The sequence below is a fragment of the Pseudomonas sp. UMAB-08 genome (genome assembly GCF_900095225.1).
GTDB lineage: Bacteria > Pseudomonadota > Gammaproteobacteria > Pseudomonadales > Pseudomonadaceae > Aquipseudomonas.
Genome location: NZ_LT607417.1, coordinates 332,737 through 355,362 on the forward strand (window position 1 = coordinate 332,737; position 22,626 = coordinate 355,362).

Annotated in this window: 21 protein-coding genes and 1 tRNA gene (1 of these 22 only partly in view); 3 read left to right on the top strand and 19 right to left on the bottom strand. The window is 58.1% G+C overall.

Translation table 11 applies throughout. The annotated features are described in order from the left end of the window. From K0F75_RS09425 to K0F75_RS09480, 12 genes are all read right to left on the bottom strand, one after another. A tRNA-Val gene (locus K0F75_RS09425) sits at nt 1–10 on the bottom strand (it extends 68 nt beyond the left edge of the window). 201 nt (nt 11–211) lie between these two features. Next, nucleotides 212–976 (bottom strand): SDR family oxidoreductase, encoded by a 765-nt coding sequence (locus tag K0F75_RS09430; RefSeq protein ID WP_219061694.1) that lies wholly within the window; start codon nt 974–976, stop codon nt 212–214. 11 nt (nt 977–987) lie between these two features. Further along, nucleotides 988–2,199, bottom strand: a complete 1,212-nt coding sequence (locus K0F75_RS09435) for an O-succinylhomoserine sulfhydrylase (RefSeq protein ID WP_219061600.1) — start codon at nt 2,197–2,199, stop codon at nt 988–990. 15 nt (nt 2,200–2,214) lie between these two features. After that, nucleotides 2,215–3,720: an amidophosphoribosyltransferase gene (gene purF, locus K0F75_RS09440; protein WP_219061601.1), complete on the bottom strand. Its 1,506-nt coding sequence runs from the start codon at nt 3,718–3,720 to the stop codon at nt 2,215–2,217. Nucleotides 3,721–3,732: 12 nt separating this feature from the next. After that, nucleotides 3,733–4,320 carry a CvpA family protein gene (locus K0F75_RS09445; protein ID WP_219061602.1) on the bottom strand — a complete coding sequence of 196 codons (588 nt, stop codon included), beginning with the start codon at nt 4,318–4,320 and terminating at the stop codon, nt 3,733–3,735. Between the two features lie 86 nt (nt 4,321–4,406). Further along, nucleotides 4,407–5,033 (bottom strand): SPOR domain-containing protein, encoded by a 627-nt coding sequence (locus K0F75_RS09450; protein WP_219061603.1) that lies wholly within the window; start codon nt 5,031–5,033, stop codon nt 4,407–4,409. Continuing rightward, a complete protein-coding gene (gene folC, locus K0F75_RS09455; RefSeq protein ID WP_219061604.1) occupies nt 5,017–6,324 on the bottom strand; it encodes a bifunctional tetrahydrofolate synthase/dihydrofolate synthase in 1,308 nt (435 codons plus the stop codon). Before folC ends, K0F75_RS09450 begins: the two co-directional genes overlap by 17 nt. Continuing rightward, nucleotides 6,321–7,241 (bottom strand): acetyl-CoA carboxylase, carboxyltransferase subunit beta, encoded by a 921-nt coding sequence (gene accD / locus K0F75_RS09460; RefSeq protein WP_219061605.1) that lies wholly within the window; start codon nt 7,239–7,241, stop codon nt 6,321–6,323. Before accD ends, folC begins: the two co-directional genes overlap by 4 nt. 280 nt (nt 7,242–7,521) lie before the next feature. Then, entirely contained in the window at nt 7,522–8,142 is a 621-nt protein-coding gene (locus K0F75_RS09465; RefSeq protein ID WP_219061606.1) for a phosphoribosylanthranilate isomerase, read from the bottom strand. A 63-nt stretch (nt 8,143–8,205) separates the two neighbouring features. Then, nucleotides 8,206–9,030: a tRNA pseudouridine(38-40) synthase TruA gene (truA, locus tag K0F75_RS09470; protein ID WP_219061695.1), complete on the bottom strand. Its 825-nt coding sequence runs from the start codon at nt 9,028–9,030 to the stop codon at nt 8,206–8,208. A gap of 234 nt (nt 9,031–9,264) precedes the next feature. Then, entirely contained in the window at nt 9,265–9,990 is a 726-nt protein-coding gene (locus tag K0F75_RS09475) for an alpha/beta hydrolase (RefSeq protein WP_219061607.1), read from the bottom strand. Between the two features lie 37 nt (nt 9,991–10,027). Further along, nucleotides 10,028–10,180, bottom strand: a complete 153-nt coding sequence (locus K0F75_RS09480; protein ID WP_219061608.1) for a hypothetical protein — start codon at nt 10,178–10,180, stop codon at nt 10,028–10,030. On the opposite strand from K0F75_RS09480, the gene arsA reads away from it, so the two are divergent. Together arsA and K0F75_RS09490 are read left to right on the top strand one after the other, a co-directional pair. After that, on the top strand, nt 10,179–11,936 hold the full coding sequence (gene arsA, locus K0F75_RS09485; RefSeq protein ID WP_219061609.1) for an arsenical pump-driving ATPase: 1,758 nt from the start codon (nt 10,179–10,181) through the stop codon (nt 11,934–11,936). The genes K0F75_RS09480 and arsA overlap by 2 nt on opposite strands. Nucleotides 11,937–12,159: 223 nt before the next feature. After that, on the top strand, nt 12,160–13,200 hold the full coding sequence (locus tag K0F75_RS09490) for an acyltransferase family protein (protein ID WP_219061610.1): 1,041 nt from the start codon (nt 12,160–12,162) through the stop codon (nt 13,198–13,200). A 125-nt stretch (nt 13,201–13,325) separates the two neighbouring features. Here the strand turns inward: K0F75_RS09490 and K0F75_RS09495 are convergent, their stop codons facing one another. The 6 genes from K0F75_RS09495 to K0F75_RS09520 form a co-directional block, all read right to left on the bottom strand. Continuing rightward, a complete protein-coding gene (locus tag K0F75_RS09495) occupies nt 13,326–16,103 on the bottom strand; it encodes a FimV/HubP family polar landmark protein (protein ID WP_219061611.1) in 2,778 nt (925 codons plus the stop codon). An 88-nt stretch (nt 16,104–16,191) separates the two neighbouring features. Continuing rightward, nucleotides 16,192–17,202, bottom strand: coding sequence for an aspartate-semialdehyde dehydrogenase (locus K0F75_RS09500; protein ID WP_219061612.1), 1,011 nt, complete (start codon nt 17,200–17,202; stop codon nt 16,192–16,194). Between the two features lie 106 nt (nt 17,203–17,308). Further along, nucleotides 17,309–17,869, bottom strand: a complete 561-nt coding sequence (locus K0F75_RS09505; protein ID WP_219061613.1) for a DUF1285 domain-containing protein — start codon at nt 17,867–17,869, stop codon at nt 17,309–17,311. 10 nt (nt 17,870–17,879) lie between these two features. Then, nucleotides 17,880–18,482: a DUF4823 domain-containing protein gene (locus K0F75_RS09510; protein ID WP_219061614.1), complete on the bottom strand. Its 603-nt coding sequence runs from the start codon at nt 18,480–18,482 to the stop codon at nt 17,880–17,882. A gap of 127 nt (nt 18,483–18,609) precedes the next feature. After that, nucleotides 18,610–19,578 (bottom strand): GTP 3',8-cyclase MoaA, encoded by a 969-nt coding sequence (locus K0F75_RS09515; protein WP_219061615.1) that lies wholly within the window; start codon nt 19,576–19,578, stop codon nt 18,610–18,612. Between the two features lie 135 nt (nt 19,579–19,713). Further along, on the bottom strand, nt 19,714–20,355 hold the full coding sequence (locus K0F75_RS09520; protein ID WP_219061616.1) for a TetR/AcrR family transcriptional regulator: 642 nt from the start codon (nt 20,353–20,355) through the stop codon (nt 19,714–19,716). A gap of 78 nt (nt 20,356–20,433) precedes the next feature. Here K0F75_RS09520 and K0F75_RS09525 point away from each other — a divergent pair, with 78 nt between their 5' ends. Beyond that, a complete protein-coding gene (locus K0F75_RS09525) occupies nt 20,434–21,567 on the top strand; it encodes an aminotransferase class V-fold PLP-dependent enzyme (protein WP_219061617.1) in 1,134 nt (377 codons plus the stop codon). Nucleotides 21,568–21,828: 261 nt separating this feature from the next. Here the strand turns inward: K0F75_RS09525 and K0F75_RS09530 are convergent, their stop codons facing one another. Next, a complete protein-coding gene (locus K0F75_RS09530; RefSeq protein WP_219061618.1) occupies nt 21,829–22,614 on the bottom strand; it encodes a TatD family hydrolase in 786 nt (261 codons plus the stop codon). Nucleotides 22,615–22,626: the final 12 nt, after the last annotated feature.

The window sequence follows — 22,626 nt, forward strand, 5'->3', positions numbered from 1 at the left end:
CTAATCACCCTTTGCTTCGTTGAGGCCGCGAAATTTACGCAGATATCGAACCTAAGTCAATACCCTGCTTGAAGTTTTTTTAAAAAGTACCCTTTTGAATCAATTGCCCGATATCGCTTTACCGAATCACATTTGCGGGAACGTCTCTATCCGCGAACAGATCGGCACCGCCAAATCATGCGGATCTGATGCGGCGCTTTCGCTGAAAACCTTAATCCTGATAAACCATCTTCTTGGTCATGCCGCCATCAACCACAAACTCCTGACCGGTAACGAACCCAGCATTTTTCGACAGCAGCCAGACCACCATCGCCGCTACGTCCTCAACCGTCCCCACCCTGCCCACCGGGTGCTGGGCATGGTCGCTATCGGACAAAGGCTCTGCACGACGCACAGACGGATCACGGGTATCGATCCAGCCGGGGCTGACAGCGTTTACACGGATCTCCGGGCCCAAACTGATGGCCAGGGCATGGGTCAACGCCAACAGGCCGCCCTTGCTCGCCGCATAGGCCTCAGTGTCCGGTTCCGATTGTGTGGCACGGGTCGAGGTCAGATTGACGATGGCGCCACCGTGAGCGCGCAGGTAAGGCGCGCAGTGCTTGGCCAGCAGCATCGGCCCACTGAGATTGACGGCCAGTACCCGGTTCCAGTCATGCAGGCTCAAGCTTTCCAGTGTTGCGTTGTGGGGATCGGCAACCGCCGCATTGCACACCAGCGCATCAAGGCGACCGAACTGGCCCAGCACTTCCGCCACACACAGCGTCACTTGCTCTTCACTGGACACGTCCATGGCAATGAACCAGGCGTTTTCGCCAAGCACCTTGGTCACTTTCGAACCGCGAACACGATCCCGGTCCGTCAACACCACCTGCCAGCCTTCGCTGATCAGCCAGGCGGCAATGCCCAGACCGATACCGCGAGCAGCCCCTGTGACCAGCGCGACCCGGCCATTGCTGGCCGGGACAGCTTCCACCGCCCACTCACTCACAAAGCCGCCAGCCCGCGCGCCAGATCCGCCTGCAAGTCGGCAACGTCTTCGAGACCCACTGCAACCCTGATCAAGCTGTCACGAATCCCGGCAGCTTCGCGCTCTTGCGGCGCCAGACGCCCGTGAGAGGTAGTACTCGGGTGGGTAATCGTGGTTTTGCTGTCGCCCAGGTTAGCGGTGATCGAAATCAACCGCGTGGCATCGATAAAGCGCCAGGCGCCCTCTTTGCCGCCTTTGACTTCAAAACTCACCACCGCACCAAAGCCCTTTTGCTGACGTTGCGCCAAGGCATGCTGTGGATGGCTCTTGAGGCCTGCGTAATGAACCTTTTCGATGCCGTCCTGCTGCTCCAGCCACTCGGCCAGAATCTGGGCGCTGGCGCAGTGAGCGCGCATACGCAGACTCAAGGTTTCCAGGCCCTTGAGGAAGATCCAGGCGTTGAACGGGCTCAGCGTCGGCCCGGCGGTCCGCAGGAATCCCACCACTTCTTTCATCTGTTCGCTGCGACCCGCGACCACGCCGCCCATGCAACGGCCCTGGCCGTCAATGAACTTGGTCGCCGAATGCACGACCACGTCAGCGCCCAGCAACAGAGGCTGTTGCAGCGCAGGCGTGCAGAAACAGTTGTCGACGACCAGCATCGCGCCTTTGGCATGCGCAATCTCGGACAGTGCGGCAATATCCACAAGCTCGGCCAGAGGATTGGACGGCGACTCGACGAACAGCAGCTTCGTATTGGCCTTGATCGCTGCATCCCAGCCAGACAGATCGGCCAGCGGAACGTAGTCGACTTCGACACCGAAGCGTTTGAAGTACTTCTCGAACAGGCTGATGGTCGAACCGAACACACTGCGCGACACCAGCACATGATCGCCAGCGCTGCACAAGCTCATCACTACAGCCAGAATCGCCGCCATGCCTGTAGCGGTGGCGACGGCCTGCTCAGCACCTTCGAGCGCGGCAATACGCTCCTCGAAAGAACGCACAGTCGGGTTGGTGTAACGCGAATAGACGTTGCCCGGCACTTCACCCGCGAACCGCGCCGCCGCATCGGCGGCAGTGCGGAACACGTAACTGGACGTGAAGAACATCGGATCGCCATGCTCACCTTCCGGCGTGCGGTGCTGACCGGCACGCACGGCAAGGGTATCGAAACCCACGCCATCCAGATCACTGTCCAGCCGGCCTGCATCCCATTCGTGAGCCATGCCGCCTACCCCTTCTTAGTTGTTGTACAAATCAATAATGGCACTGACCGCCTGAGTCTTGACCTTGGAGGCGTCGTTGCGCGCCTGCTCGATCCTGTTCAGGTAGTGCTCGTCGATATCGCCGGTCACGTACTTGCCGTCGAATACCGCGCAGTCGAAGTTTGCGATCTTGACCTTGCCGCCGCCCACTGCGTCGATCAGGTCGCTGAGGTCCTGATAAATCAGCCAGTCGGCGCCGATCAGGTCTGCAACGTCCTGCGTCGTACGATTGTGTGCGATCAGCTCGTGAGCGCTCGGCATGTCGATGCCGTAGACGTTCGGGTAACGCACAGCAGGTGCCGCAGAACAGAAGTACACGTTCTTCGCCCCGGCTTCACGGGCCATCTGAATGATCTGCTTGCAGGTGGTACCGCGCACGATGGAGTCATCCACCAGCATCACGTTCTTGCCACGGAATTCCAGCTCGATGGCGTTGAGCTTCTGGCGTACGGACTTTTTCCGCGCAGCCTGCCCCGGCATGATGAACGTGCGACCGATGTAACGGTTCTTGACGAAACCTTCGCGGAATTTCACGCCCAGACGATTGGCCAGTTCGAGCGCTGCGGTACGGCTGGTGTCAGGAATCGGGATGACCACGTCGATGTCGTGATCAGGACGCTCGCGCACGATCTTGTCCGCCAGTCGTTCGCCCATGCGCAGACGTGCCTTGTACACCGAGACGCCGTCGATGATCGAGTCAGGGCGCGCCAGATAGACGTGTTCGAAAATGCACGGTGCGTATTGCGGGTTGGTCGCACACTGGCGAGTGTGCAGCTTGCCGTCTTCAGTGATGTAGACCGCTTCGCCCGGCGCCAGATCACGGATCAGGGTGAAACCGAGCACGTCCAGCGCAACGCTTTCCGACGCAATCATGTACTCGACGCCTTCGTCGGTATGACGCTGACCGAAGACGATAGGACGTATGGCATGCGGGTCACGGAAACCGACGATGCCATAGCCAGTGATCATGGCGACCACGGCGTATCCGCCACGGCAACGATGGTGCACATCGGTCACGGCCGCGAAGACGTCTTCTTCTGTCGGCTGCAACTTGCCGCGCTGGGCCAGTTCGTGAGCAAAAATGTTGAGCAACACTTCCGAATCGGAGTTGGTGTTGACGTGGCGCAGGTCAGATTCGTAAATCTCCTTGGCCAGTTGCTCGACGTTGGTCAGGTTGCCGTTGTGCGCCAGGGTGATGCCATACGGCGAGTTGACGTAAAACGGTTGAGCTTCGGCCGAAGTCGAGCTGCCCGCGGTGGGATAGCGCACATGGCCGATGCCCATGTGACCGACCAGGCGCTGCATATGGCGCTGGTGGAATACATCACGGACCAACCCATTGTCCTTGCGCAGGAATAACCGGCCGCCATGGCTGGTTACGATACCGGCAGCGTCCTGGCCGCGGTGCTGGAGGACGGTTAGCGCGTCATACAGCGACTGATTGACGTTCGACTTACCGACGATACCGACGATGCCACACATGCGACGCAACCCCTACTTAGTGGAACTGGATTTACCGAACACTTCTTGCGGCATTGTTGACGGCAGGAGGTGTTCCTTGAACGGGAGATCAGCGGGTACGCTGATACCGCTGGCTAGCCACTTGCTGGACAACCCGAGAATCAGGTTTTTCGACCAGTCAGCGACCAACAGAAATTGTGGCATCAGTTTCGACTGCTGCCACCATTGATCTTGCTGTACGGGGCCCAGGCTCAACAGCCCGACCGCGACAACCACTAGCAAGCCTCCGCGCGCAGCGCCGAAGACCATACCCAGAAAACGATCGGTCCCGGAAAGCCCGGTGACGCGAATCAGTTCGCTGATGAGAAAGTTGACCATGGCGCCTACCAGCAAGGTGGCGACAAACAGGATGGTGCAGCCGGCAATCACGCGAGCTGAAGGTGTCTCGATATAACTGACAAGGTACTGCGAAAGCGAGCCGCCGAACATCCAGGCAACAACACCTGCAATGATCCAGGTGAGTAACGACAATGCTTCCTTGACGAAGCCGCGTTTCAAACTGATCAAGGCGGAGATGGCAATGATCGCAATGATCGCCCAATCAACCGGGGTAAATGGCACGTTGAAGCCTACGGACGGATAAGGCGGCGTATTTTAGCAGAGCGCTAGCCCGCCCGTAAGCAGCGATTACCGATTAGATTGTGGACTCAATTTCGCTCAGGCTGAAAGCGCACCACCAAACCGTTGAGTTTCTGCTGTTTGCTCAATTGATCACGCAAACGATCAGCCTCGGCACGTTCAATCAGCGGCCCGACAAACACTCGGTTCAAGCCATCCGAGGACCGAATATAGGCGTTATAGCCCTGAGCGCGCAGGCTTTTCTGCAACGTGTCGGCACTGGCGCGATTGGACAGGCTGGCCAGTTGCACCGACCAACTGACCGAGAGGCCATTGGCATCCACACGACTGGGTTCTGCGGCGGGCTTGGCGGGCGCCTGAGCCGCTGCCGGCTTGACTACCGGAGCCGGCTGCGTGGTCGCGACCGACGGGGTCACCGTGGTGATTGGCACAGGCACCGAAGAGGCCTTGGGCTGAGCAAGGTCTTCGTCCGTCGGCACAGGCTCCTGCGGCAACGATTGAGGCTCTGGAACCGCTACGGGCTCGACCTGCACTTGAGACGTTGCCGGTGTTTGCGGCGTGGCGGGCACATCGACCGACACGCGACGCGTTTCATCCTGGCGCGAAAACAACATCGGCAAGAAAATCACCGCCAATGCGACCAATACCAGTGCACCGACCATCCGCTGCTTGAACACGTTATCCAGCAAAGCCATTTGCAATGTCCTCCTTGGCGCGCCGGGCCAGCCATTCCAAGGCCTCGGCGACGCAATAAAATGATCCGAACAGCAGAATTTCATCTTCGGCTGTCGCTTGATCGCACTGCCCTTCCAGCGCCAGCGCGACACTCTGATAAGACGTCACGCGTGCGCCAAGGTTCTGTAGCGCAGCCTGCAACTCGCCAGCCGAACAGCTACGGGGGGTCGGTAAAGGTGCAACAGCCCAATCCTGAACGCTGCCAGCCAGTTCGGCCAGTACGCCCTTGAGATCCTTGTCCGCCAGCAATCCGAAAACGGCCAGGCGTTTGCCAGCCAGGGGCCGACCTGCCAGACGCTGCGCCAGATAGTGTGCCGCATGAGGATTATGGCCGACATCCAGCAAAAGCTTCAGTGGCTTGCCATGCCAGTTGATCTGACGCCGATCCAGACGACCGGTCAACCGCGTGCTGCTCAAGGCTGCACTAATGTGTTCCGGCACCCAAGGAAGATCCAGCAGCAGATAAGCCTGCAACGCCAATGCGGCATTTTCCATCGGCAGGTCAAGCAGCGGCAAGTGGTGCAGTTCAACCAATTGGCCGCGCGCATCATGCCCCTGCCAATGCCAATCACTGTCGGTCACCGCCAGATCGAAATCACGACCGCGCAACAGGAACGGGCAACCGAGGGCCTTGACGCGTTCGAGCAATGGCGCGGGAGGATCGAGGTCGCCGCACAGGGCTGGACGCCCCTGACGCAAGATCCCGGCCTTTTCGAAGGCGACCGACTCACGGGTATCACCCAACCAGTCAGCGTGATCAACACCAATACTGGTGATCACAGCCAGATCGGCATCGATAAGGTTCACCGCATCCAGACGTCCGCCGAGGCCGATTTCCAGAACCACCGCGTCCAGCGCCGCGCGCTCGAACAGCCAAAACGCGGCGAGCGTGCCCATTTCGAAATAGGTCAGGGAGATGTCGCCGCGGGCGGCTTCCACTGCTGCGAAAGCCTCGCACAACTGACTATCGGTGGCCTCAACGCCCTGGACCTGTACCCGCTCGTTGTAACGCAACAAGTGCGGCGAGCTGTAAACACCCACCTTGAGCCCCTGCGCTTGCATCAATGAAGCAATGAACGCGCAGGTCGAACCCTTACCGTTGGTCCCCGTGACCGTGATCACCCTGGGGGCCGGCCGGGTCAACCCCAGCTTGCCCGCCACTTGTTGCGAACGCTCCAGCCCCATATCGATGGCCGATGGATGCAGTTGCTCAAGGTAAGCGAGCCAGTCGCCCAAGGTACGCAGGGTCATACAGTGGCCGGTGCCGGCGGAACGATGATCGGTTCCGAAGGTGCGGCGATGAATTTAGGTGTCGGCAAGTCCATCATTTGGGCCAGCAGATTACCCAGACGCGGACGCAGTTCTTGACGCGGAACGATCAAATCGATGGCGCCATGCTCCAGCAGGAACTCGCTGCGCTGGAAACCTTCTGGCAGTTTTTCACGCACAGTCTGCTCGATCACACGAGGACCCGCGAAGCCGATCAGGGCTTTGGGCTCGGCAACGATCACGTCGCCCAGCATCGCCAGACTGGCGGAAACACCGCCGTAGACGGGGTCGGTCAGGACCGAGATGAACGGCAAGCCTTCCTCGCGCAGACGCGCCAGCACCGCCGACGTCTTGGCCATTTGCATCAGGGAAATCAGCGCTTCCTGCATCCGCGCACCGCCGGAAGCAGCAAAGCAGACCATTGGGCAGCGATTTTCCAGTGCGTAGTTGGCCGCGCGTACAAACCGCTCGCCGACAATGGCACCCATCGAGCCGCCCATGAACGAGAACTCGAATGCGCAGGCCACGACAGGCATCCCGAGCAGCGTGCCACTCATGGAGATCAGCGCATCTTTCTCGCCGGTCTGCTTCTGCGCAGCGACCAGGCGATCCTTGTACTTCTTGCTGTCGCGAAACTTCAGGCGATCCACTGGCTCGAGGTCGGCGCCCAGCTCTGCACGCCCTTCCACATCGAGAAAGATGTTCAGACGAGCACGTGCGCCAATGCGCATGTGGTGATTGCACTTGGGGCAGACGTCCAGGGTTTTTTCGAGTTCCGGACGATAAAGCACCGCTTCACAAGACGGGCACTTATGCCAAAGCCCTTCTGGTACCGAGCTTTTTTTCACCTCGGAACGCATGATCGAAGGGATCAGTTTGTCTACCAACCAGTTGCTCATGCTTTCTTTCTCCAGTACCGGTGGCTCGAACGCGCTAGCGATTCACAGCCCCGCGTATGCCCTTGAGCTAATTCATGTGTACAGCGGCGACGGGCAACTTCAGGGATCGGCATACCGCCGGACCTGCCTGAACCGAACCTCGTCACTCGCCATTGTGACGACGCGCATCAGCGTCGTCGCTTATTCAATGTCGACCCGCGCGCTTATCGCTACGCCAGGCTTATGGACGGTGGCCAAACACCAACCGTCACATCAGGCAAACAACCTGTCAATGACCGAATCAAGAACCCCGCACCGCGTGCATGAACGCACGGATCCTGTCGTGGTCCTTGATTCCCTTGCTCATTTCAACTCCGCCGCTGACATCCACCGCATAAGGTCGGACCTGAGCAATGGCTTGCGCGACGTTGTCTGGCGTCAAACCGCCCGCCAGAATAATCGGTTTACTCAGCGTCTGCGGGATCAACGACCAGTCAAACGCTTCGCCTGTGCCGCCCGGCACGCCGGCAACATAGGTATCGAGCAGAATACCGCTGGCCCTGGAATAGGCCCGGCAACTGGCGGCGATGTCATCGCCCGCCTGCACGCGCAACGCCTTGATGTAAGGTCGATGATAGCCGTCACAGTCCTCGGGCGTTTCGTCGCCATGAAACTGCAAGAGATCCAGAGGTACGATTTCCAGTATCTCGGTGAGCTCGCAACGGCTGATATTGACGAACAAGCCAACGGTGGTAACAAACGGTGGCAGGGCAGCAATGATTGCACGCGCCTGTTCGACGCTGACGGCCCGAGGGCTTTTGGCGTAGAACACAAAGCCGATGGCATCGGCCCCTGCATCAACCGCGGCCAACGCGTCTTCTATGCGGGTAATCCCGCAGATCTTGCTGCGAACGCCTGACATGCAGTGAAAACCTCAAGCCTTGTTCGGGAAAGTCCCGGATGTTAGCAAATGCTTTTCCGGGCGTCAGCCGCCAAGTTCAGTGAAGCCGGTCAAGAAGTGCGGGCCGACGTAACGTTCCGGCAAGGCAAACTCATCGTGGTATTCCACTTTCACCAGGTAAAGCCCGAACGGGTGCGCGGTCACGCCACCGGTCCGACGGACGCGGCTCTCCAGTACGTCCCCGGCCCATTCGATTGGCCGCTCGCCGGTGCCAATGGTCATCAACACGCCAGCGATATTGCGCACCATGTGGTGCAAAAAGGCGTTGGCGCGAACGTCGATGACGATCATTTGACCGTGACGCGTCACCCGCAGGTGATGCAACTGCTTGATCGGTGACTTCGCCTGACATTGCCCGGCACGAAACGCACTGAAGTCATGGGTGCCGACCAGGTACTGAGCGGCCAGCGCCATGCGTTCTGCATCCAGCGGGCGGTGATTCCAGGTGATTTCCTGGCCCAGGTGCGCCGGCCGGATTGGATCGTTGTAGATGACGTAGCGGTAACGGCGGGCAATCGCCTTGAACCGTGCATGAAAATGCGCCGGCATGACCTGGGCCCAAGTCACGCTGACATCGTGAGGCAAATTGATATTAGCGCCCATGACCCAGGCTTTCAGCGACCGCTCGGCCTGAGTGTCGAAGTGCACCACTTGCCCACAGGCGTGCACACCCGCATCGGTACGCCCGGCGCACAACAACGAGACGGGGGAAGCAGCGACTTTGGACAATGCGTTCTCAAGAGTTTCCTGAACGGTCAGTACGCCGGAAGCCTGGCGCTGCCATCCGCAATAACGCGAACCTTTATACTCGACGCCTAATGCGATTCTGGAAAAGCCGGCGGCAGCCATCTCGGCTGCCGCAGTGGTCATATTTTTCAATTTGTTACGCCAATATCGTTTTCGCAGTGGCGGCCATTATACGCACCTGAAAGCGGAGCACCACGCAGGCCAGCCTTCCTTTATAGAGCGTGACCATCGAAGAAACAGTGGTTTGCCGGCCAGCACCTCCACAGCCTGTTCTCGCGTGCTATCTGGCCGCTCTTTTCGCCACTCTTTTTTTGCAAAAAAGTGACACTAAGGTGCTCAAGCGCCGCGATTCATCTGTTCCAGCCAATGCTTGAGGTCGGCCACTTCAGCTTCATTGATCGAATGCCCCAAGCCGGGGTATGCATGAAACTGCACCGCGACCGAACCCCTCTTCAAGAGTCGATCCGCCTCGATAGCCAAAGCAAAGGGCAATGTCGCGTCGGAAGTGCCATGCCCGATGAACGTGGCCGGCATCCCCAGAGGCTTACCCGGCTCCACTTCAGCGCGCAACGAGGGCAGCATCGTTCCGCTCAGCGCCGCAATTCCGCCGATAGCCTGCGGATGGTGCAGCGCAACGTAGTAACTCACCATCGCGCCCTGGCTAAAACCTACCAGATACACCTTGTTCGCCGAAGTCCGGTACTTCTGAATCGCCGCAACGACAAACTCGGCGATCAGCCGCTCACTGTTTCTCATCTGTGCAGTGTTGCCGTCGTATTCACCGGTGCGATTAGTCTTGTCGAACCATTGGAAGACGCCATTGGTCAGGGTCATCGGCGCGCGAACAGACAGATAGGTGTAGCGGGCAGGCAAAGATTCTTTCAGCCCGAACAAGTCATTCTCGCTACCACCATGACCGTGGAGAAAAATGACCAGAGGTTGATTGTTCGAACCTGGCTGGGTCTGTTCCAGATAGTTAAGCGGCAAGTCGCGTTGCACAGCCTCTTCGGCATAAACCAGAGACGAGCACAGCAGAACCATCAGTACGAGCCACTTACTCATTATTCACGACCTGATTGAATGAAAGAGGCTAAAAAGATTAACACGTCGGGTTCACGGTATTGCACGCAATGGCGAAGACCACACGGTGTAGGCGATCATGTTCAAGCCCGATAAAATCGCCGGCCGCCTTTATGTGTCGTACGTTCTGAGCGACACACATGGCCACTTGAACCTTGACGGAGTCGCTCATGCAGTTTCTCGAGAACGCACCACGCTTTCTGTTTTTTACCGGCAAGGGAGGTGTAGGTAAAACGTCGATTGCCTGCGCTACAGCCCTGGAGCTGACAGCACGAGGGAAACGCGTACTTCTGGTGAGTACCGATCCTGCATCCAACGTCGGCCAAGTATTTGGCATCAGCATTGGCAACCGCATAACCCCTGTACCCGCAGTTGCTCATTTGTCTGCGCTCGAAATCGACCCGCAGGCGGCAGCCCAGGCCTACAGAGATCGCATTATCGGGCCTGCACGCGGCGTACTGGACGCCAATGTCGTCAAGGGCATGGAAGAACAGCTGTCCGGGGCATGCACAACAGAAATCGCCGCTTTCGATGAGTTCACCGCGCTATTGGTGAGCGCCACGTTGCTCCATGACTATGACCACATCATCTTTGATACCGCCCCTACCGGGCACACTATTCGCCTACTCCAACTGCCTGGCGCCTGGAGTGGATTCCTTGAAGCTGGCCAAGGCGATGCCTCTTGCCTGGGGCCATTGGCAGGTCTCGATAAACAGCGCGATCAATATCGCAAAGCCGTTGAAGCCTTGTCCGACCCGGCACTTACCCGACTCGTCCTGGTCGCTCGCGCCCAGAACGCCACGTTGCGCGAAGCTGCGCACACCCACGAGGAACTCGCGAGCATCGGCCTGCGCCAGCAATATCTGGTGGTCAACGGAGTTTTGCCCAGGACTGAGGCGGATAAAGATCCTTTGGCCGCCGCAGTATATGCACGGGAACAACAAGCCCTTGCGCAAATGCCGGACACGCTCAAGGCGTTGCCCGTTGATCAACTCCCCCTGAAAGCTTTCAATCTGGTTGGGATTGACGCGCTGAAACAGTTGTTAAGCGAGGATGACAGCGCGGTCGAAGCGCTTGAGCCTCCGACTACCGAGATTCATGCGCCCAGCTTGAGCGACCTGGTAAACGAGATTGCGGCTGATGGCCATGGGCTGGTTATGGTCATGGGTAAAGGCGGCGTCGGCAAAACAACACTGGCGGCGGCGGTAGCCGTCGAGCTCGCACACAGAGGGTTGCCGGTTCACCTCACCACGTCCGACCCAGCGGCTCATCTCGCAGAAACCCTGGACGGTTCAATGGCAAACCTCACCCTGAGTCGCATTGATCCTCACGTTGAAACCCAGCGGTATCGCGATCAAGTGATGGCCTCTAAAGGCGCGCATCTGGATGAGCAGGGAAAAGCGCTTTTGGCAGAAGACCTTCGCTCTCCCTGCACCGAAGAAATCGCGGTCTTTCAGAGCTTCTCGCGCATTATTCGAGAGGCGGGCAAGAAGTTCGTGATCATGGATACCGCCCCGACCGGGCACACCCTTTTGTTGCTTGATGCCACGGGCGCCTATCATCGCGACATCGCCCGGCAGATGGCAGGCAGCAGCACGCACTTCACGACGCCGATGATGCAGCTTCAAGACCCCAAAAAAACCAAGGTTTTACTTGTCACGCTGGCTGAAACAACCCCCGTGCTAGAGGCTGCCAATCTGCAAGCCGATCTGCGGCGGGCGGGTATCGAGCCTTGGGCCTGGGTGATCAACAACTGCATCGCAGCGTCCAGGACCCAATCCCCATTGCTTCGTAAGCGGGCGATAAATGAGCTCAAGGAAATTGATCATGTGATCCACGAGCATGCTCAACGCTATGCCGTGATCCCCTTGATGGCTGAGGAACCTGTCGGGGTAGAACGCTTGCTTGGACTGAGTGCAGCACTGTAGTTTTTCTGCTGTTTTTCCTTTACAAAAGCGGTGCCGTACGCACGACAAGCTGCAATCTCCTTGCCCCTTCCACCCCCAAACAAGCCCCTGTTTGGCGGGCGGAAGGCAACGAGACAGCGGCGTGGTTATCTGCGCGTGGGAACTGGCACAAACCTGATACCCGACTAAGCTTGCGCTTGCCGATCGCCAGCAGTAAACATCCACACTACACAGGCGTTTTACGATGAGGGACAGAAGCTATTGGGTTGATTACGCAAAAGCGATAGGTATCATTTTAGTTGTATATGGTCACGTCGCCAGAGGCGTTTACAGTGCCGGCCTGCCTATTGATGCCTATACGTTTCGAATGGTAGACAGCATTATTTACAGCTTCCACATGCCGCTGTTTTTCTTCTTGTCAGGCCTGTTCTTTTACGAGTCTCTCACGAAGCGTGGCGCAGGCGGACTGATCGTCAACAAGATAGACACCATCGCCTATCCATTCATCATCTGGTCTTTGTTGCAAGGCAGTATTGAGCTTGCACTGTCGAATTACACCACCCACAGCACCTCTTACCTCGATGTACTTTCTTTTGCCTGGAACCCAAGGGCGCAGTTTTGGTTCTTGTATGCTCTTTTCTGGATCTTTGTTTTAAGTGCGCTTATTTACTCGCTGGTCAGCAAGGCTTATTCGGCACTGTTGCTCTTGTTTTTCGCTGTCCTGTTTGTGGTCAGCAAAGAGCTGCACGCAGGGGTCATCGTGTATTACATAGCCGGAAATACCGTTTTCTTTGTCTTCGGCATCGTGTTCAACGATATAAAGGATTTTTTCGAGCGGCGCTGCAGGGCGTTGGCGATGGGCCTTGGCATTGCTTTTCTGGCGGGGCAATACATTTTTCACTTCGTACTGGGATTGACCTACGACGTCGTCGGCGTTACGGCATTAATGCTCGCGGCGGTCTCGATTCTTTTTGTTGTGTCGTTGTCCATGTGCCTGGATAAAGTTCGCCTGGAAGGGTTCATGTTTATAGGGACGTCCTCCATGGCGATCTATCTAATGCATGTTCTGGCCGGCAGCGGTGCACGGATAATCCTGGTGAAGGTCGCCGGAGTACAGGCTGCGTCCGTTCATTTGGCGGTGGGAACCCTGGTTGGCATAACCGTACCACTGCTCGCCCTCACGCTCATTGAACGCTACAAACTAAACTTCCTCTTCGTACCCCCTCCGTCCATTTCTGCAACCTGCCTGGTCGAAAGGCTGAGTAAAAAGGCCAGCTCAACTTAAACCCTGAGTCGCCAGGGTGCTCCTCAGCGAGGACGCCCCGCACCTTCCATGACGAACCTGCCAAACCCCATAAACGCAAACGACCGCCAAGGCGGTCGTCATGCGGTAAAACCCTGGGCATCGACTCAGACCAAGCGCGCCAGCATCTCCTGCGCTTCGGTTTTCTGGGTCTCATCACCTTCACCAACTACTTCGTCGAGAATATCGCGAGCACCATCGTTGTCGCCCATTTCGATGTAAGCCCTGGCCAGATCAAGCTTGGTCGCAGCCTCATCCGTACCCGCAAGGAAGTCAAACTCAGGCTCGTCGTCCGCGAGAGCAGCGTCTTGCGCGGTAACGGCTGGAGCTTCGAACGGCTTGGCGATCGGTGGCTGTTCAAGGCTCTGGGACAAACGATCCAGCTCGGCATTGACGTCGTTGAGTTCCGAATCGAAGGCTTCGGGCGCTGCTTCAGCGTCGATTTCATCGGCCAGCGACAGGTCGAAATCAGCAGGCAATTCCAAATCGTCCGCAGACGAATTATCGTCGACGGGCTGATCCAGGATCGGAGCGTCATCAAAAGCCGGAAGATCTCGCAGGTCATCTTTGAGGCTGAGCAGGAAGTCATCCTCGGCACTCAACGATGGCTGCTCTTCCGGGAGATCCAGGTCGAAATCTGCCAAATCATCGGACTGGGCTTTCCTGGCTTCCGTCTGCTGTTGCAACACCGCGTCAAAATTCAGGTCGTCATCGAGCAACGCGTCGTTCACCAAAGGCGCATCGAGGCTCAGCTCGTCGTCCAAAACAGGCTCATTCTCGAGCGTCGATTCAATCGGGTTTTTGATGATCGCAGGCGAGGCCTCTTCCAGATCATCCAGACTCAGGTCGAAATCCTGGTCGAACTCATCGAGATCATCAGATTCCGCGGCAGGCGCTGGAGCTGGAGCTGGAGCTGGAGCCGGAGTAGCTGCGGGTGCGGGTGCAGGTGCTTCAGGCTCGTCAAGCATCAGGTCCTTGACGTAGTTGGCGTCAAGCTCTGCTGCCAGGGCTGCAGCGCTCAAGCCAGCAGCAGCTGCCACCAGCATCGTCGGATAGCGGCTTTTCAGTTGTTCGACTTCAGCGTGGTTTTTGCCGGTGGCCACCAACTGGCGTTCCTGGCCAGTAAAGCCATTGCGATTACCCTGCTCTGCATAGACTTCCATCAGCTTCAGGCGCAGGTCGCTGCGTTGCGGCTCTTCCTTGATGGCCTCTTCCAGAAGTTCGGCAGCCTGATTGAGGCGACCGTTGGCGACATGAGTCTCTGCCTGATCAAGAACGTCAGTCGACCGTTCACGCACCGGCTCAACGACAGGCATCGGCGCTGGCGCCAGCATCACGCTTGGCGGCGGAACATCGACACCGTCGAAACTGTCTTCAGGCAAATCCATGTCAGCGGCAAACTGGGTTTCTTCGGCCAGCGCCCGTGCCATACGTTTATGTTTGTCAGACGCTTGCCGAGCATTGCGACGTCGAGCCAGGAGCAGCAACAAGAGCAGCACAATCAACAGCGCGCCACCCCCGACCAACCCCAACATCAGCGGGCTGGCCAGCAATTTGTTCAACGCATTCTCTGCGTTTTCTTCTTCTGCGGGCGTGGCAGGCGCAGGGGCAATCGGCTCTGCATCCGGCGCTGCGCTGGCTTGCGCAGCACCCGGTGGCAGGGCATCTTCGGGCGCAATCTCGCCTGGGACCTTAGGCGCCATATCAGCCGACGGCGCAGCAGCGACCAGTTCAGCAGGTATCGGTGGCACGGTATTAGCGGCACCAGGTGCGGTCGCGCCCTCAGCCTGCATCTTCGCCAACTGATCGTTTTTCAACTGGATCAAGCGCTGCAACTTGTCCAACTGACTTTGCAAGTCAGTCATGCGGCTTTTCAGTTCAGCATTATCACGACGCGTCGTGTCGAGGTTTTCCTTGGCTATCGCCAGCTTGCTGCTGAGCGCCTTGCTATCACCCGAGGCACCTTTGCCGCCCGCCTTGGAACTGCCCGAGACCAGGCTCAAGTTGTCCTGCGCATCGACCTTGGAAGGTGCGGCGTCGGCACGAGCGCGACGGGTCGCATCAACCTGACGCGCGGCCGCGGGCAAACTGCGACGCTGGCGCCAGGCAGCATTTTGCTCCGCCACCTGAGCGACGGCCTGCGGCTGAGGGAGCGTGGCGATTTGCTGCTGATCGGGAAGACGCAACACTTGACCGGTTTTCAGCATATTGATGTTACCGCCGATAAACGCATCCGGGTTCAGCGCCTGAATGGCCAGCATGGTCTGCTGAACCGACCCGCCATTGCGCACGCGAGCGGCGATTTCCCACAACGTATCGCGTTTGCTGGTGGTGTATCGAGCAGGCTTGGCCTCCGCGACCGCGACCGGGGTCGGCGCGGGCGCCTCTGCCGGTGCTGGTGGCGTTGCGGCCGGCGCTTGAGGCTCGACGGCAACCGGCGCAGTGGCCGGAAGTTGCGCGGCAGCAGCGGCTGCCTCAGGCGCGGCCTTCGGCGGATCAAGTAACAGGCTGTATTCGCGCAACAACCGGCCGTTAGGCCAGAGCACTTGCACGAGGAATTTCATGTAGGGGTCGCGAACCGGCTTGCTCGACGTAATCCGCAGAACGCTTTTGCCGCTGGCATTCAGCACAGGGGTAAACGTCAGATCATCGAGAAATGCCTGCCGAGCAACACCTGCCTGGGCGAAATCAGCGGATGGCGCCAGGCTCGGCACTACCTGCCTGGCATTCAGGTCTCGCGCATCGAGCAGCTCGATCTCGGCAACCAGAGGCTGGTTCAGGGTCGACTTCAAGGTCAGTTCCCCGAGCCCCAACGCATGCGCCATACCGGATGACAGCGCCGAAGCGGCAGCGATTGCTAATACCAGTTTGCGAACCTGAACCATAGCCCATCCCTTGTTTGAATATTCCTCGGCAACCGAGAAGGTAAAGTCTGAAAGCTAAAATGATTCTTGAGTTGTTGCCAAGTATCTTTTACACAAGGTCTTTTATCAACAATTCAGCCACTTGCACAGCGTTCAACGCTGCACCCTTGCGCACATTATCAGACGTGATCCACAGATTAAGTTCCTCCGGGTCGTCGATCCCTGTACGCACTCGTCCTACATAGACAACATCCTGGCCAACGGCATCGCCAACGGCCGTGGGGTAATCGCCCGCTTCAATCAGTTCGATTCCCGGCGCAGCCTCCAGCACAGCATTGACTGCCGCAAGATCTACCGCACCCGATAGCTGCAGCGAAACGCTAAAGCTATCGCCAAAAAAGACAGGCGCTTGAACGCAGGTAGCGGACACCTTAAGCAATGGCATGGCCAGCAACTCACGCAACTCCGTGACCAAACGCTTTTCCAGCGGCGCATGGCCTTGGGCGTCGGGAGTACCGACCTGGGCCAGCAGGTTGAACGCCATCTGCCGATCAAAAAAGCGTGGTTCCATCGGTCGCACATTGAGCAACTCAGCGGTTTGTCGAGCCAGCTCCGCCACACCTTCGCGGCCTTGACTGGACACCGCAAGGCACGCGGTGACATTGACCCGAACGACGTCGAGCAGCGCACGCAACGGCGCGATCACCACTGCCAATGCCGTCGCCGATGGGCTGGGACTGGCAATTTGATACGGCTTTTTCAGCGCGCCAATCAAGGCCGCGTTGACTTCTGGAATGATAGTGGGCGCCTGCTCGGCCGGCAAACCGCCCGACAGATCAATCACCGTGCAGCCCGCTGCTGTCGCCCGCGCCGCATAGCTGCGGGTAATCGCTGGGCCAGCGGCAAAAAAGGCCAGTTGGACTTTGCTGAAATCGAATTCATCCACTTCACGCACGCGCACGTTCTTGCCCTTGAACGGCACCGAATGGCCAGCCGATTCGATGCTCGCCAGCAAGTGCAGACTGGCCACCGGAAACTCACGCTCTTCAAGAATCTGGACGAGGGTTTCGCCAACAGTGCCGGTGGCGCCGATCACGGCAATATCAAAGGACTGCTTCATGCAAAAACCTCAAGCAAAAACGGGGAGCGGCACTTTAACCGTCGAGGTACCGACAGGCAATTAACCGCAGGAACAGAGACAGGTCCAGCGCTACTGACAGCCCATTTCAGGGCTCGAGTCCGATTCGAAAAAATTCTCCACCACTCCATACGCCCAACCAACGCTGGCCGTCTATTTCTCGCGTCACCGCCAGATCAACCAATTGATAGAACACATTGCGGTGCATCAGCGCTTCCAGGTTGACCCGCACATGGACGTAGGGCGTTGGTTCCTGGGTAACCGGGTCGATTTCTACCCGTATCGGATGCTCGGGCCCCGCCTCGGTCTGATCCTCGACATTGGTGGTGAAGCGCAAGCGCTGATCTTCGCCCTGGCCTTCCACTTCAAGGCTGACCGCGACAAAGGGCGCGTCATCCACCCTGATCCGGACCTTCTCCACCGGAGTGATCAGGAAGTAGTCGTCGCCGTCACGGCGCATGATCGTGGAGAACAGGCGCACCATAGGCTTACGCCCAATGGGCGTACCGAGGTAATACCACGTGCCATCACGGGCGATACGCATATCTATATCGCCGCAAAAATCAGGATTCCACAGATGAACAGGCGGCAACCCCTTCGACTTGGGAATCTGCGCGAATAGATCGTTGGCATTGCCGGGACCACTCATGCCTTTCTCCTTAGCGACTCATGCCTAACAGACTGCGAGCGTAGTCCTCCAAGGGTGGACCAAGCAAATCTTCGGGCTTGGTGTTGCGCAGTGTCAGCAATCCGCCGCGGGTGTGAATCCGTGCGGTATCGATCAAATAGCGGGTGCTGGTTTCGATCAGCATCAGCTGAATCACGCCGCTGTCGACACCCAGCCGGTCCACGGCTTGCTGGTCGTGCCATTCGTCAGTGTTGCCGATCCTGTCGTCACCTTTGGCGAAACGGGTGTACAGCAAATAGTGCGCACCCGCCGCGCGCGCTTCACTTAAGGCAGCGTCCAGGCCAATCGGTGCTCGGGCCCGACGAACCATAGGGAAGTATTCGACAAAGCCGTTAAAGGCTTCTTCCGCCACGACATTGGGCCGCGGATAGGCATTGCCGGGAGGAACGAATGAGCCTTGGGCGATATAGATGAAGGAGTCTGCCTGGATACGCAGATTGTTGGCGCGACTCGTGTTGCTGTGATCGAGCAAGCCCGCATCGCTCAACTGATCGTGAGCGCCCTGCCCCATGTCACTGACACTCATGCAGCCACTCAACGCCAGCAGCGTCAGTAGCAAAACCAGACTACGCATCATCCACTCCCTCGTGCCGGTGACGGAAAACCGGCGAATGGGTACAAGATGCAGCTTCCGCGCCATCAGGCAGTGCATGGGCGACAGTGGTGGACAGTTTTGCGTGGGACGCCGGGAGGCGCGAGGCTTAGCCGCCGATAATTTTCATGATCGTGGCGCCGCCGGAAAACGCTACTTCTTGCTTGTCGCCCAAGGCTTTGACCAGCAAACGCTGCAGCGCTGGCAAAGCTTCGTGGCGTGGCTTATCCAACAGATCGCCGACGTAATGGCGGTTGCTGGAGGACAGGCAGCCGTGCAACCAGCCCGAGGAAGAAAGGCGCAAACGTGAGCAGGTACGGCAGAACGGCACGCTTTCGTTGGCAATCACGCCGAAAAAACCAAGGTCGGGAATTTGATAGCGGACAGCTGTCGCATCGACTGGCGCGTCGGCTTGCAGGTACTCATAACGCTCGCCGATCAATGCCAGCAATTGTTGCAGGCTGACAAACTGCTGCAGGAAGGCATTCGAATCGCTGGCCAGATGGCCCATGCGCATCAGCTCGATAAACCGCAGCTCATACCCGCGCTCAAGGCAGTAGTCGAGCATCGGCATCACCTGATCCAGGTTTTGCCCACGCAGCGGCACCATGTTGACTTTGATTTTGATCCCGGCAGCGCGCGCCTGATCCATGCCATCCAGCACGCTGGCCAGATCCCCGCCACGGGCGATCTGGCGGAAGGCCACAGGATCGAGGGTATCGAGGGACACATTGAGCCGGCGAATACCCGCATCGACCAGCAATGGCAGCTTGCGAGCGAGTAATTGTCCATTGGTGGTCAGGCTGATGTCGGCCAGACCCAAATGCCCGACTCGACCCATGAACGCTTCCAGCTTCGGGCTCACCAGTGGCTCACCGCCGGTAATGCGCAGACGCTCAATGCCCGCGGCTTCGATAAGATACGCTACGCCACGCGCCATGGCATCGGCCGACAATTCATCCTGCGCAGCCACCAACCGTTTGCCGTTGGGCACACAATAGGTACACGCATAGTTGCAGGCTGAAGTCAGGCTGATTCGCAAATTGCGGAAACGCCTGCCTTGACGGTCAACGATCATGAGCGACTCCGGCTAAGAAATTAGGCCGGTGAAACATGACTGAGCATCACGTTTTTACCAACCTCGGACCCCAGTATATTCCCGCACCGACGATCCCTGCATTCACTACCTGACGCTATAAAGGTACCGAATATATCAGCTGCCTGGCGGGGTATCGGTATCACGCTTACGCTTGTTGCCCATGCGCACGCCGATGTCCATCAGGAACTGAAAGAAGCCCTCCTGATCTTCCAGCACATTGCTCCAGAACGGCGAGTGATACAGGGCTACGGCGCCATGCACCAGTGCCCAGGACGCGCAGAAATGGAAATAAGGGGGCACGTCTTCGAGCTTGCCTTCGCTGATCCGACCCTTGATCAACAAGGTCAGGCGCTCGAAGTTTGACGCGCGAATCCGGTGCAACTCCTCGACCATCTCCGGCACTTGATTGCCCTTGACCACTTTTTCTTCCAGACGATCGAACAACCGATAGCGCTGAGGATCGCGCATGCGGAATTCGAAGTAGGCGCGGGATAAAGCTTCCTTATCCTTGTCGACGTCGGCAGAGTGGAGCAACTCGTTCAAATCGCGCTCGTAGTCGAGCATCAGGCGCAGGTAGATCTCCGCCTTGGACTTGAAGTGCTTATAGATGGTGCCTTTGCCGATACCCACGGCATCAGCGATCATCTCGACGGTGACACTGTCTTCACCTTGATCGAGGAACAGCTTTAGCGCGGTATCGAGAATTTCTTGCTCGCGGCGACGAAACTCACGGACCTTACGAGGTTCTTTTTGCATAAGAAAAGGTCTGTAGGGGTCAAAATCGAAGCCGCGTATTATGCCTAACTTGCGCCAAATTGCACGGATCATCCGACCATGTCTACGTTTCTTGATGAATTTGCACAGGCCCCGGGCCTGCGATATTTAAACCACGCTGCGGTCGCCCCCTGGCCAAAACGCGCCGCGACCGCCGTCAGCCGCTTCGCTCAGGAGAACGTTTTACTGGGCGCGCGGGACTATCCGGACTGGATGGTGGTAGAGCAACGCTTGCGTGAACGCCTGATGCGTCTATTGAACGCGCCGTCGACCGATGACATCGCTCTGGTCAAAAATACCTCGGAAGCGCTGTCATTCGTTGCGTTTGGACTGGACTGGAAAGCCGGCGACCAGATCGTTATCAGCGACGAAGAGTTTCCATCCAACCGCATCGTCTGGGAGGCGCTGGCGCCCCAAGGCGTCGAAGTCATTCAGGTCAGTCTCAAAAACGACGACCCGGAAGCGGCGCTGCTCGCCGCCTGCGGTGCTCGCACACGGCTGCTGTCGATCAGCGCGGTGCAATACGCTTCCGGCCTGCGCCTGGATCTCGAACGCCTGGGCCAGGGCTGCAAACAACGCAGCGTGCTGTTCTGCATTGATGTTATCCAGCAATTGGGCGCCCTGCCCTTTGATGTTCAGGCGAGCCAATGCGACTTCGCCATGGCAGATGGCCATAAGTGGCTGCTGGGCCCGGAAGGCCTGGGCGTTTTTTATTGCCGCAGCGAATTGCGACCACTACTGAAACTCAGTGAGTTCGGCTGGCACATGCTCGAGCACATGGGTGACTACAACCGCACGACCTGGGAACCGGCCCTGTCCGCGCGCCGCTTCGAATGCGGCAGCCCGAACATGCTTGGCACCATGGCATTGGAGGCCAGCCTTTCGCTGCTCGAAGACGTCGGCATGGAAACAGTGGGGAAAGCCATTGCCGAGCGTGTTCTCTGGCTCGAAGAAGGGTTGAGCGCCATTCCAGGTGTCCGTTTGCACACCCCGAAAAACCCTGAGAAACGCGCGGGAATCCTGAGCTTCAGCCTGGACGGGATAGCGAACGCCCACGTATTCGAGCACCTTAAACAGGAACAGGTGGTGTGCGTTCAACGCGGACCCGGCATCAGATTTTCCCCACATTTCTATACTGAATCGCGGGTGATCGAGGAGACATTGGCCATCGTACGCACGCTGTCTGCTCGTTGAGAACTCAACAGAAGCGGGTGTATTCCAAATCTGTTTAAAAAATGAGCACCTGCGACTGGACGTCCGCCAATCCTGACCAATACTAAGTTAGTTGACGCGACATCTCCCCCAAGTGACGCGTCAATGAAGGTGCCGATGGACCGAGCGCCTTTGTTTTACTCCTAATGGTCTTAACCCGGATTCCCCCCCCAGAGCCCGGGTTTTTTTTGCATAAAAATATCCTGCGGGACAGCGCTCGAGGGGGACTCGGGGAACGAGCCCCTAGCGCTTCACATGTGCCAAAGGGAACAGCCGCATAAAGTTTTCAGTGGTCTGGTCGGCAAAACGCTCGTAGGACTCACCGCGCAACATCGCCAGGAACTCTGCCACTTCCCGCACATATTGCGGAAGGTTGGGTTTGCCCCGATAAGGAATCGGCGCCAGGTAAGGCGAATCGGTCTCCACCAGCAATCGATCAGCGGGCACCTGACGTGCCACGTCTCGCAGCGCATCGGCATTACGGAAGGTGACGATCCCGGATAACGAGATATAAAAACCCAGATCCAGCGCCGCCCTGGCCATCTCCCAATCTTCGGTAAAGCAGTGCAGTACGCCAGCGTGTGGCAACGCAGCTTCTCGCAACAGGTTCAAGGTGTCGGCGCGAGCACCACGGGTGTGCACGATGACCGGCTTGCCCGTGATGCTGGCAGCCTGCAGGTGCAGGCGAAACGATTGCTGCTGAAGCTCGGCAGCCTCGGGCTCATAGTGGTAATCAAGGCCCGTCTCGCCAATGGCCACCACCCGCGGGTGATTCAGCTCATCCAGCAGCCAGTCCAGTGCAGGCGCCTCGCCCGGTTGCAGGTCCAGCGGATGAATACCCACCGAACAATCCACGTCGTCATAACGCTCAGCCAAGGCTTTGACCGCTCCGGCATTCTCGGCGCTGACACCGATGCACAGAAAATGCCCGACGCCTCGCGCCCGCGCCGCCTCAAGGGCGGCATCGAGCGAACCTGCATGCACAGCGAGATCGAGACGGTCGAGGTGGCAATGGGAATCTACAAGCATGGCAGGATGGCA

Bases quoted from the DNA above. Each gene is read 5' to 3' on its own strand.
- K0F75_RS09465 (WP_219061606.1), bottom strand. From the start codon at position 8,142: ATGTCAGGCGTTCGCAGCAAGATCTGCGGGATTACCCGCATAGAAGAC.
- truA (WP_219061695.1), bottom strand. From the start codon at position 9,030: ATGGCTGCCGCCGGCTTTTCCAGAATCGCATTAGGCGTCGAGTATAAA.
- K0F75_RS09500 (WP_219061612.1), bottom strand. From the start codon at position 17,202: ATGAAGCAGTCCTTTGATATTGCCGTGATCGGCGCCACCGGCACTGTT.
- K0F75_RS09480 (WP_219061608.1), bottom strand. From the start codon at position 10,180: ATGAGCGACTCCGTCAAGGTTCAAGTGGCCATGTGTGTCGCTCAGAAC.
- folC (WP_219061604.1), bottom strand. From the start codon at position 6,324: ATGACCCTGCGTACCTTGGGCGACTGGCTCGCTTACCTTGAGCAACTG.
- K0F75_RS09450 (WP_219061603.1), bottom strand. From the start codon at position 5,033: ATGGCTTTGCTGGATAACGTGTTCAAGCAGCGGATGGTCGGTGCACTG.
- K0F75_RS09530 (WP_219061618.1), bottom strand. From the start codon at position 22,614: ATGCTTGTAGATTCCCATTGCCACCTCGACCGTCTCGATCTCGCTGTG.
- K0F75_RS09495 (WP_219061611.1), bottom strand. From the start codon at position 16,103: ATGGTTCAGGTTCGCAAACTGGTATTAGCAATCGCTGCCGCTTCGGCG.
- K0F75_RS09490 (WP_219061610.1), top strand. From the start codon at position 12,160: ATGAGGGACAGAAGCTATTGGGTTGATTACGCAAAAGCGATAGGTATC.
- K0F75_RS09435 (WP_219061600.1), bottom strand. From the start codon at position 2,199: ATGGCTCACGAATGGGATGCAGGCCGGCTGGACAGTGATCTGGATGGC.
- K0F75_RS09510 (WP_219061614.1), bottom strand. From the start codon at position 18,482: ATGCGTAGTCTGGTTTTGCTACTGACGCTGCTGGCGTTGAGTGGCTGC.
- accD (WP_219061605.1), bottom strand. From the start codon at position 7,241: ATGAGCAACTGGTTGGTAGACAAACTGATCCCTTCGATCATGCGTTCC.
- K0F75_RS09525 (WP_219061617.1), top strand. From the start codon at position 20,434: ATGTCTACGTTTCTTGATGAATTTGCACAGGCCCCGGGCCTGCGATAT.
- K0F75_RS09515 (WP_219061615.1), bottom strand. From the start codon at position 19,578: ATGATCGTTGACCGTCAAGGCAGGCGTTTCCGCAATTTGCGAATCAGC.
- K0F75_RS09505 (WP_219061613.1), bottom strand. From the start codon at position 17,869: ATGAGTGGTCCCGGCAATGCCAACGATCTATTCGCGCAGATTCCCAAG.
- arsA (WP_219061609.1), top strand. From the start codon at position 10,179: ATGCAGTTTCTCGAGAACGCACCACGCTTTCTGTTTTTTACCGGCAAG.
- K0F75_RS09475 (WP_219061607.1), bottom strand. From the start codon at position 9,990: ATGAGTAAGTGGCTCGTACTGATGGTTCTGCTGTGCTCGTCTCTGGTT.
- K0F75_RS09520 (WP_219061616.1), bottom strand. From the start codon at position 20,355: ATGCAAAAAGAACCTCGTAAGGTCCGTGAGTTTCGTCGCCGCGAGCAA.
- purF (WP_219061601.1), bottom strand. From the start codon at position 3,720: ATGTGTGGCATCGTCGGTATCGTCGGTAAGTCGAACGTCAATCAGTCG.